Below are 9,513 nucleotides of genomic sequence, written 5' to 3'. Positions count from 1 at the left end.
CGTTCAAACGCTCGTTCCGGTCCGCGGTATAGTTTTAGGCGGCCTCTCCGGGCGCCAGCGCCTTGACCGACAGCGCGTGCACCGGACCGGCCAGTTCGTCGGCCAGGGCCTTGTAGACCAGGCGCTGGCGCACCACTTTCGACACCCCGGCGAAGACCGCGGACTCGATCAACACATTGAAGTGGCTTTCCCCGCCCTCCCGTGCGCCGCTATGACCGGCGTGCCGGTCGGAGTCGTCGACGACTTCCAGGCGGGTGGGCGAAAACGCCGCGTCTAACTTGTGGTGGATAGCCTCAAATATGGCGCCCATCGTATCGATGTTCAATTCTTGAAAGGGACTCAGGGAGCCTCATACTTGGGCCATGGCCGGCGCGTTTCAATACAAGCCTAAGTTCGTCGATATCCGTGTGCGTCCCCCCGGTTCGGAGGAGGAGGCCAAACGGAACGACGATGTCTATGCGCTGAAGCCCGGCGAACGGGCTTGCGACCATCCGGGCTGCCGGACGGCGGCGACGGCGCGCGCGCCCAAATCGCGCGAGATGCTCAACGAGCACTACTGGTTCTGCCAGCCGCACGCGGCCGAGTACAACAAGCAGTGGGACTTCTTCGCCGGCATGAGCGAGGGCGAGATCCGCAAGCGCCAGGCCCAGAGCGCGGTCGGCGACCGCCCGACCTGGCAGTTCAAGGCCAGCAAGTTCTCACGTGAGGCCGCCGGCGCCGCCCACGGCTTCGGCAAGGGCGAAGGCTATGCCGACCCGTTCAGCCTGTTCGGAGCCGGCGCCAAGCCGCAGGCCAAGGCCGCCGAGCCGGCCCGCCGCCTCGGCAAGCTCGAGCGCAACGCCCTGGCCGACCTCGACCTCGACGAGGACGCCGACGGCCCGACCATCCGCGCCCGCTACATCGAGCTGGTCAAGCGCACCCACCCCGACTCCAACGGCGGCGACCGCTCGGCCGAGCACAAGCTCCAGCGCGTCATCAAGGCCTACCAGACACTGAAGAAAGCCAAGATGGCCTAGGCCTCCAGACTGTCGATCCAGACCTTGAACAGGAAGCCGGCGCCTTCGGCCTCGCAGTCCTCGACGATTTCGCCGAGCCGCAACATCGAGCGTCCTGCCCGCTCGTCAGTCGAAAGCTCGGCCTCCTCGGCCGAGCCCTGATAGAGGCCGAGGTCGATCCGCGGGACCTCCAGGTCGCCACGCAGCTCATAGGCCTCGACATTGCAGATCAGGTGCCCGCGTGACGCCGCGTATCGCGCGAACCGCGCCAGCTCGCCGGCGCCGCGGATCGAATGCCCCTTGCCGGTCAACGCCGCCTCGAAGCCGATGATCAGGTCGCCGCCGCTCATACGCCGAGCCTCGCAGCGGGCGACGGCGGGCGCAACGCCCTACCCCGGGTTCTCCGGAAACTGCTTGGCGCTGTCGCAGATCTCGTACCAGGCCGGCTTGACCGACACCCATTCGTGGAAGCGGTTGCGCACCAGCGGGTCGTCGTCCAGGCAGTGGGCGGCGATCGGGAAGCTCTCGGCGTCCGAGGCGATCTCCCCAAGACCCGTCCCGCAGCGGCGGCAGAAACAGCGCGCATACTTGAACGGCGGCTCGGGCAGATAGCTGGCGACGTCCTCGCGCCCGGCGATCCAGGTCAGAGTCTCGCGCGCCACGATCACGAACGTCCCGGCCCCTGCCTTGCGGCAGCGCGAGCAGTGGCACGTCCCCATCATGGTCGGCGGCGCGGTCAGCTCGAACCTGACCGTCCCGCAGTTGCAGCTTCCCCGGATCATCCTCGCCTCCATGTCTGGCCGCCAGCATGCTCCCCCGCGGCCAGGAACGTGTCAGCAGCCGCCTCAGCTGCGTGACCGCAGCGCCTCCACCAGCAGCGCGAACGCCGGCGTGTGCTGGCGCCGGCTCGGATAGTAGAGGTGGTAGCCGGAGAACGGCGGGCACCAGTCCTCCAGCGCCCGCACCAAGCGCCCGTCGGCCAGGTGCTCGGCGACATGGTCCTCCAGGATGTAGGCCAAGCCCAGCCCTGCGCAGGCCGCGCGCACGATCAGCCGGGTCTCGTTGAAGACCAGCTGACCTTCGACTCGCACGTTCAGCTCGCGCCCGTCCTTCTCGAACTCCCAGGCGTAGAGACCGCCCAGGGTCGGGAACCGCAGATTGATGCAGTTGTGGCCGGTCAGGTCGTGCGGCGTGCGGGGCGCAGGCCGCTGTTCGAAGTAGGCGGGCGCGGCGACCAGCGCCATGCGCAGGTCCGGGCCGATGCGCACCGCGATCATGTCCTTCTCGACCTGCTCGCCCAGCCGCACCCCGGCGTCGAAGCGGTCGGCGACGATGTCGCGAAAGCCGGTGTCGATCGACAGCTCGACATTGACGTCGGGATAGTCCGGCAGCAGCTGGGCGATCACCGGGAACAGCACCGTGTCGGCGGCGTGCTGGCCGGCCGTGATCCGGATCGTGCCGGCGGGCCGGTCGCGCAGTTCGCCAAGCGCCACCAGCTGGGTCTCGATTTCGTCGAAGGCGAACCGCAGGGACGCCAACAGCTGCTCGCCGGCTTCGGTGACCGCGACGCTACGGGTCGTACGGGTCAGCAGCCGCACGCCGAGCCGCGCTTCCAGACGCTTGACCGTCTGGCTCAGCGCCGATTGCGACGTCCCCATCCGCGCCGCCGCGCGCGTGAAGCTGCGCTCCTCGGCGACGGCGACGAAGGCGGCGAGCCCGCCGAGATCCTCGCGGCGCATTCATAAGCTCCAAGCATAAGTACATACGCATCCTAGCGGCTAATCGGCTGGATACGCGCCGCCTAAATTCCTGGTCGCGTCAGGCGCCGGAGCCCGTCTCCCGCCCTCCCGCGTTAGATCCACATCACGGCGGTCGAGAAACGACATGGAACAGCGCAAGCTTGGAGAGCTTCAGGTCTCCGCCCTCGGTTACGGCTGCATGGGACTGTCGTCCGCCTACGGACCGGCCACGCCCCGGCCCGAAGCCGTCGCGATCATCCGCGCCGCCTACGAACGCGGCGTGATCCTCTTCGACACCGCCGAGGCCTATGGCCCGTTCGCGAACGAAGAGCTTGTCGGCGAAGCCGTGGCCCCGTTCCGCGACCAGATCGTGATCGCCACCAAGTTCGGCTTCGACATCGATCTGCAGACCGGCGCGCGCAGCGGCGGCCTGAACAGTCGCCCAGACCACATCCGGCAGGTCGTCGAGGCCATGCTGACCCGCCTGCGGACCGATCGCATCGACCTGCTCTACCAGCACCGCGTCGATCCGGACGTGCCGATGGAAGATGTCGCCGGAGCGGTGAAGGACCTGATCCAGCAAGGCAAGGTGAGGTGTTTCGGCCTGTCGGAGGCGAGCGTCGCCTCGATCCGCCGGGCCCACGCCGTTCTGCCGGTGAGCGCCCTCCAGAGCGAGTACTCGCTCTGGACCCGCGACGTCGAAGCCAATGGCGTGCTGGGCGTCTGCGAAGAGCTGGGGATCGGCTTCGTGCCGTTCAGCCCGCTCGGCGCGGGCTTCCTGACCGGCAAGATCGATGCGGCGACCCCGCTGGCGCCCGGCGACTTCCGCGCCATCTCCCCGCGCTTCACCGCCGAGGCCCGCGCCGCCAACATCGCCGTCGTCGATCTGCTGACGCGGATCGCGCAAGCCAAGCGGGCGACGCCGGCCCAGATCGCGCTCGCCTGGCTGCTGGCCCAACGCCCCTGGATCGTGCCGATCCCTGGCACGACCAAGCTGCATCGCCTGGACGAAAACCTCGGCGCGGCCGCTGTCGCGCTGTCGGCCGACGATCTTGTCGCCATCGACCAGGCGGCGGCCGCGATCGTCATCCAGGGCGCGCGACTGCCCGCGGCGGTGCTGGCCCAGACCAATCGCTGAGCCTGGGCCTCAGTCGGCGACCGGCTCCATCCACTCCACCGACTTGCCTTCGTGCGCTTCGGAGACCGCGACGTGGGTCATGCCCGACCACGGCGTGGCGCCATGCCAGTGCTTCACGCCGGGCGGAATCCACACCACGTCCCCGGGGCGGATCTCCTGAACCGGACCGCCCCACGCCTGGACGTGGCCGGCGCCGACCGTGACGAACAGGGTCTGCCCCAGCGGATGAGTGTGCCAGACCGTCCGCGCGCCGCGCGCGAACCGCACCACGCCTCCGCCGACCCGCGCCGGCCCCTCCCGCTGGAACCGCGACGTCACGCTGACCTCCCCCGTGAAGTTGGGAGAACCCGCGACCGGAGGCTGGGGCTTCGACCGCTCGATGACGATGGCCGGCGCGCTGGCCGCGCTCAGGGCGACGACGGCGACGGACGCTGCGATGAAGCTCATTTCCCGGTCTCCTTTGATCCGCCCGGCTCGGTCCGGAAGACCTCCCGGGCCACGCTCACCGCGGTGATCGCGTTCGGCCAGCCCGCATAGAAGGCCAGCTGGGTGATCGCCTCGACGATCTCCTCCTCGGTCACCCCGTTGCGGCGGGCGAGCGCGATATGCGAGCGCAGCTGCTCGGGACGGTTCAGCGCCACCAGGGCGGCCACCGTGACCAGGCTGCGGTCGCGCTTGGACAGGCCGGGCCGCTCCCAGACGTCGCCCAGCAGCACCTCGTCGGTCAGCTCGGCCAACTTCGGCGCGACGTCGCCCATAAGTTGCTGCGCGCGCGAGGGCGTCTGCGCGGAGGCGGCCTCCGCCGCGCACAGGGCGCCGGCTGCGAGCAGCGGCGCAACCAGCTTGCGGGCGCCGCGCGGCGCCTGGCGATCAGTCAAGGTGGTTCTCCTTCAGGAAGCTTGAGACGACGTCGGCGACCTCGACGTTGTTGAGGTCCGAGAACGGGAAGTGCGTGTTCCCGCGGACGCCGATCTGCGGCAGGTGGATCAGGGTCGCCTGGCCGCCGTGCCGGTTGACCGTGTCGCGCCACTGGCGCGCCATCTCCAGCCGCGCCCGCCAGCTGTCCTGGGCCGGCGACGTCACCGGACGGTCGGGGATGTTGTCGCCATAGACGATCAGGATCGGGATCCTGGTCAGCGCCATGAACTGGTCCTTGGGCACGGCCGCGCCGGCTACGGTGTCGAAGGCGCTCGGGATCGGCGGCGGAACCTCGCCCTCGGGAAAGACGAAGCCGCTGCCTGGTTCGAAGGCGACGACGGCCTTGACGTTGGGGGTCTTGATGGCGGTCATCCAGCCCGGTCCGCCGCCCTGCGAATGAGTGAACAGCACGCCCGGGCCGATCTTCTCGAACAGCGCCTTGCCGGCGTCCGACACCACGTCGACGTCGTAGGGTCCCGTGTTCGGCGTCATCGACCGGAAGAACTGGTCGAGCGCCTCGGGCCCCTGGTCGAACTGGACGCCCTCGAAGTAGCTCGGCCAGAGCCCGATGCGGAACTGGTTGAACCAGAGCTGCTCGTCGGGGGTCGGCGTCAGCGTCGTGGCGGCCATGCTGCGGCCGGCCGCGCCGCGCCGCGCCTGGTCGATCAGATAGGTCGCGAACCGCCGGCGCAGGAAGATCGTCTCGAAGCCCTCGCGCCCGTCGGCGGTGGTCTCCCACGTCTTCGAGGACTGCCCCGCGCCGTGCCACATCACGATCGGGTAGCGGCGCGCGTCCACCGGCGTCTGATAGCGGGCGTAGAGGTGGTCGCCGCGATAGGTCTGCCCCGCCGGCTCCAGCGGCTTCAGGGGATCGAACGTCCCGGGGGCGGTCGCCATCGTCCCGCCGACGGCGAAGCTGCCCTGGCTCTGGATGGCCAGCGGCTCGCTTGCGGCGGCCGACGCGGCCGTGGCCACGCCGACCACCAAAGCCGCAATGCAAGCAGACCAGCTGTTCATCGGGGCGCTCCGGGTTCCGAGCGCCCCAAGATAGGTCTGGCCACGTTCAGCCATTAGGTGGGGAGATACGCTAGAACCTATTAGCTCTGATTATGAATCGACGTTCGCCACGGCCCAGCCGGCATGGCGCGAACGGGGGGATGGCCACTAGGCCCGGCGTGAGCCAATACTCGCCAAGCCATTCCGGAGACGGGCCATGGATGATCGCACGAGCGCCGCGCTGACCAAGGTGCCAGCCGTCACGCTGGGCTTCTGGATCATCAAGATTCTCTGCACCACCCTGGGGGAGACCGGCGGCGACAGCGTCTCGATGACCTGGCTGGGCGAGACGACGGATCAGGCGGGCCGGGCGGGCCTCAACGGCTATCTCGTCGGAACCGCCATCTTCGGCGCGCTGCTGATCGTGCTGGTCGCCGCCCAGATCCGGGCCTCTCGGTTCAATCCCTGGCTTTACTGGGCCACCATCGTCGCCTCGACGACCGCAGGCACGACCCTCGCCGACTTCTGCACGCGCTCCCTCGGCATCGGCTATCCGGGCGGCTCGCTGCTGCTGCTCGGCTGCGTCCTGGCCTCGCTGTTCGCCTGGCATCGGACGCTCGGCAGCGTCTCGGTCAACACCGTCGCCAGCCCGCGCGAAGAGCTGTTCTACTGGGTCACCATCACCTTTTCCCAGACCCTCGGCACCGCGCTCGGCGACTGGGCCGCCGACGGCGGCCTGGGATATCTCGGCGCCGCCGTGGTCTTCGGCGCGCTCCTGGCGGCGCTGGCCGCCCTGTTCTTCTGGACGCGGGTCAGCCGGGTCTTCCTGTTCTGGGCGGCGTTCATCCTCACCCGCCCGCTCGGCGCGACCGTCGGCGACTTCCTCGACAAGCCGCTGGACAAGGGCGGCCTCGACTTCAGCCGCCCGCTGGCCACCCTGGTGCTCGGCGTCGCCATCGTGCTGCTGATCGTCTTCCTGCCCCAGCGCCCCGGCCGGCATCCTGGGGCGGAGCCCGCCGCTTGAGGCCGCGCCTTAGGCTGACCGGCCTGCTGCTCGCGCTGGCCACGCCCGCAGCGGCCGGGCCGCCCTTCCTAACCGACGATCCCGAGCCCACCGACACCGGCCATTGGGAGCTCTACGCTCCCGCGCTCGACGCCGCGGGCAAGGGCCGAGACTACGACGGCGCGCTCGGCGTCGAGCTCAACTACGGGGCCGCGCCGGACATCCAACTGACGCTCGGCCTGCCCGCTGCCTATGTCCACGACGCCGACGGGTTCAGGTCCGGCCGCGGCGATCTCAAACTGTCGGTGAAGTATCGGTTCTTCCACGACGAGGCGGCGGGCTTCTCCGCCGCGGTGTTCCCGGGGATCACCCTGCCCACCGCCGCCCATGGGCTGGGCGCCGGCCGCGCGACCGCCCTGCTGCCGGTCTGGATCCAGAAGGACGCCGGCCCCTGGTCGGTGTTCGGAGGCGGCGGCTACGCCGTCAATCCGGGCGCGGGGGCCCGCGACTACTGGACCGGCGGCCTCGCCGTCAGTCGCCAGGTCTCCGACGCGCTGCTGATCGGCGCCGAGATCGACCGCCAAGGCGCCGACACCGTCGACGGAGCCGCGTCGACCAGCCTCGGCCTTGGCGCGATCCTGAATCTGAAAGCGCCCTTCCGGTTGCTCGCCTCCGCCGGCCCGACCTTCGTGGACGGCGGAGACGCGCCTGGTTTCCACGCCTTCATCGCCCTGGGCCTGGACTTCTAGCCTCGAAATAAGTTTCAATTTGCAAGTCATGGTCCGTCTGCTAGCACGCCGGCCAGGCGCAGGTCCGCGCCGCGAAGGGCGTTTCGATGAGCAGCTACATCCTGAACCGGCGTGATCTCGACTTCCTGCTGTTCGACTGGCTGAAGATCGAGGACCTGCTCGCCCGCCCGCGCTTCGCCGACCATTCGCGCGAGACCCTCGACGCCGTGCTCGACCTCAGCGAGGGCCTGGCCGCCGACATCTTCGTTCCCGCTTACAAGCCCGCCGACCAGCGCGAACCGTGGCTCGACGCGGGCGGCGTCCACGTCATTCCCGAGATCGCCGCCGCCGTGCGCCAGTACGCCGCCGCCGGTCTGATGGCCGGGACCTTCGACGCCGGGCTGGGCGGCATGCAGTTGCCGATCGTGGCGGCCAGCGCCTCGATGGCCGCGTTCATGGCCGCCAACATCTCGGCCTCGGCCTTCCCGATGCTGACCATGGCCAACGCCCGGCTGATCGCGACCTTCGGCACGAGCGCCCAGGTCGCCGCCTTCGCCCAGCCGCAGATCGCCGGCGAGGCGCTCGGCACCATGTGCCTGTCCGAGCCGCAGGCCGGCTCGTCCCTGGCCGACATCACCACCCTGGCGACGCCCGACGGCCAGGACGGCCTCGGCGCCCGCTACCGGCTGCGCGGCGGCAAGATGTGGATTTCCGGCGCCGACCACGACATCACCGGCGACATCGTCCACCTGGTGCTGGCCAAGACCCCCGGCCTGGACGGCAAGCCGCTGCCGGGCGTGAAGGGCATCTCGCTGTTCATCGTGCCCAAGCTGCTGGACGGTGAACGCAACGACGTCGTCGTCACCGGCCTCAATCACAAGATGGGCTACCGCGGCATCCCCAACACCGTGCTCGCCTTCGGCGACGGCGCCCATACGCCCGGCGGCCGCGCCGGCGCGGTCGGTTACCTGGTCGGCGAGGTCGGCCAGGGCCTGGCGCAGATGTTCCAGATGATGAACGAGGCCCGCATCAATGTCGGCCTCGGCGCCGCCATGCTCGGCTATCGCGGCTACCGCCAGTCGCTGGCCTACGCCCAGGAGCGGCTGCAGGGCCGCCCGGCCGGCGCCAATGCGCCCGCCCCGATCATCGGCCACCCGGACGTGCGCGGCATGCTGCTGGCCCAGAAGGCCTATGCCGAAGGCGCCATGGCGCTGATCTTCTACTGCGCGCGCCTGCTCGACGAGGAACAGACCGGTCAGGACCCGGAGACGGCCCGCCGCCTGCTCGACCTGCTGACCCCCGCCGCCAAGACCTGGCCCTCGGAACTGGGCCTGGCCGCCAACGACCTCGCCATCCAGATCCACGGCGGCTACGGCTACACCCGCGACTTCGACGTCGAGCAGATCTACCGCGACAACCGCCTCAACCCGATCCACGAAGGCACCACTGGCGTCCAGGGCATCGACCTGGTCGGCCGCAAGCTGGCCCGCGACCCCGCCGCCCTGGCCGAGCTCCGCGCCCGCATCGCCGCCACCGCGGCCGCCGCGCAGGCCCATCCCGACCTCGCCCCGAACGCCCAGGCGTTGCTCGCCGCCTGGGAGCAGGTCGCCGCCTTCGCAAGCGCCGTCGCCGCGCCGCTGACCCCGCACGCCCTGGCCGGCGCCACCAGCGCCCTGCGCGCCTTCGGCCACGCCGTGGTCGGCTGGCTGTGGCTCGACATGGCCCTGGCCGCCAAGGCTCTGCCCGCCGACGCCTTCACCGCCGGCAAGGTCGCCGCCTGCCGGTTCTTCTTCGAACAGGAGATGCCCAAGGTCGCCCTCTGGCTCGACCTCGCCCCCGGCTCCGACATCGCCGTGGAGCTCGACGCCGCGGGGTTCTAGCTCGGAAAATTCCTCCCCCGTTGGGGGAGGTGGATCGGCGCAACGCGCCGAGACGGAGGGGGCCTGCTGACTCAGCACCCCCTCAGTCGGCCGACGGCCGACAGCTCCCCCAACGG

Annotated in this window: 12 protein-coding genes; 5 read left to right on the top strand and 7 right to left on the bottom strand. The window is 70.0% G+C overall.

The features are described from left to right. Positions 1–34: 34 nt before the first annotated feature. On the bottom strand, positions 35–310 hold the full coding sequence (locus tag ACSQ2H_RS04650; protein ID WP_436060287.1) for a BolA family protein: 276 nt from the start codon (positions 308–310) through the stop codon (positions 35–37). A gap of 52 nt (positions 311–362) precedes the next feature. Between ACSQ2H_RS04650 and ACSQ2H_RS04645 the strand changes: the two genes are divergently transcribed. Beyond that, the gene (locus ACSQ2H_RS04645) at positions 363–1,016 is read left to right on the top strand and encodes a J domain-containing protein (RefSeq protein ID WP_436060286.1); all 654 of its coding nucleotides are present in this window, start codon (positions 363–365) and stop codon (positions 1,014–1,016) included. Here the strand turns inward: ACSQ2H_RS04645 and ACSQ2H_RS04640 are convergent. The 3 genes from ACSQ2H_RS04640 to ACSQ2H_RS04630 all read right to left on the bottom strand — a co-directional run bounded on the left by ACSQ2H_RS04640 (position 1,013) and on the right by ACSQ2H_RS04630 (position 2,734). Beyond that, a complete protein-coding gene (locus ACSQ2H_RS04640) occupies positions 1,013–1,345 on the bottom strand; it encodes a hypothetical protein (RefSeq protein WP_436060285.1) in 333 nt (110 codons plus the stop codon). The genes ACSQ2H_RS04645 and ACSQ2H_RS04640 overlap by 4 nt on opposite strands. A 39-nt stretch (positions 1,346–1,384) precedes the next feature. Next, positions 1,385–1,777 carry a GFA family protein gene (locus ACSQ2H_RS04635; RefSeq protein WP_436060284.1) on the bottom strand — a complete coding sequence of 131 codons (393 nt, stop codon included), beginning with the start codon at positions 1,775–1,777 and terminating at the stop codon, positions 1,385–1,387. Between the two features lie 63 nt (positions 1,778–1,840). Continuing rightward, complete coding sequence (locus ACSQ2H_RS04630; RefSeq protein WP_436060283.1) at positions 1,841–2,734, bottom strand: LysR family transcriptional regulator; 894 nt, start codon at positions 2,732–2,734, stop codon at positions 1,841–1,843. 145 nt (positions 2,735–2,879) lie between these two features. On the opposite strand from ACSQ2H_RS04630, the gene ACSQ2H_RS04625 reads away from it, so the two are divergent. Continuing rightward, the gene (locus ACSQ2H_RS04625) at positions 2,880–3,872 is read left to right on the top strand and encodes an aldo/keto reductase (protein ID WP_436060282.1); all 993 of its coding nucleotides are present in this window, start codon (positions 2,880–2,882) and stop codon (positions 3,870–3,872) included. Between the two features lie 9 nt (positions 3,873–3,881). Here ACSQ2H_RS04625 and ACSQ2H_RS04620 read toward each other — a convergent pair whose 3' ends face one another. The 3 genes from ACSQ2H_RS04620 to ACSQ2H_RS04610 are packed head-to-tail and all read right to left on the bottom strand — an operon-like array spanning position 3,882 to position 5,807. Further along, positions 3,882–4,319 (bottom strand): (R)-mandelonitrile lyase, encoded by a 438-nt coding sequence (locus tag ACSQ2H_RS04620; protein ID WP_436060281.1) that lies wholly within the window; start codon positions 4,317–4,319, stop codon positions 3,882–3,884. After that, positions 4,316–4,750: a carboxymuconolactone decarboxylase family protein gene (locus tag ACSQ2H_RS04615; protein ID WP_436060280.1), complete on the bottom strand. Its 435-nt coding sequence runs from the start codon at positions 4,748–4,750 to the stop codon at positions 4,316–4,318. The genes ACSQ2H_RS04620 and ACSQ2H_RS04615 overlap by 4 nt, the downstream gene beginning before the upstream one ends. Further along, positions 4,743–5,807: an alpha/beta hydrolase gene (locus tag ACSQ2H_RS04610; protein ID WP_436060279.1), complete on the bottom strand. Its 1,065-nt coding sequence runs from the start codon at positions 5,805–5,807 to the stop codon at positions 4,743–4,745. The genes ACSQ2H_RS04615 and ACSQ2H_RS04610 overlap by 8 nt, the downstream gene beginning before the upstream one ends. Positions 5,808–6,003: 196 nt before the next feature. Between ACSQ2H_RS04610 and ACSQ2H_RS04605 the strand changes: the two genes are divergently transcribed. The 3 genes from ACSQ2H_RS04605 to ACSQ2H_RS04595 all read left to right on the top strand — a co-directional run bounded on the left by ACSQ2H_RS04605 (position 6,004) and on the right by ACSQ2H_RS04595 (position 9,397). Continuing rightward, complete coding sequence (locus ACSQ2H_RS04605; RefSeq protein ID WP_436060278.1) at positions 6,004–6,810, top strand: COG4705 family protein; 807 nt, start codon at positions 6,004–6,006, stop codon at positions 6,808–6,810. Continuing rightward, positions 6,807–7,538 (top strand): hypothetical protein, encoded by a 732-nt coding sequence (locus ACSQ2H_RS04600; protein ID WP_436060277.1) that lies wholly within the window; start codon positions 6,807–6,809, stop codon positions 7,536–7,538. Before ACSQ2H_RS04605 ends, ACSQ2H_RS04600 begins: the two co-directional genes overlap by 4 nt. A gap of 86 nt (positions 7,539–7,624) precedes the next feature. Then, positions 7,625–9,397, top strand: a complete 1,773-nt coding sequence (locus tag ACSQ2H_RS04595) for an acyl-CoA dehydrogenase (RefSeq protein WP_436060276.1) — start codon at positions 7,625–7,627, stop codon at positions 9,395–9,397. The last annotated feature ends 116 nt before the right edge of the window (positions 9,398–9,513 follow it).

Source organism: Phenylobacterium sp. LjRoot97, from assembly GCF_964254345.1.
In the GTDB taxonomy this organism is placed as follows: Bacteria; Pseudomonadota; Alphaproteobacteria; order Caulobacterales; family Caulobacteraceae; genus Phenylobacterium.
Note: the sequence above shows the minus strand (reverse complement) of the source record. Positions and strands in the feature narration are given on the sequence as shown.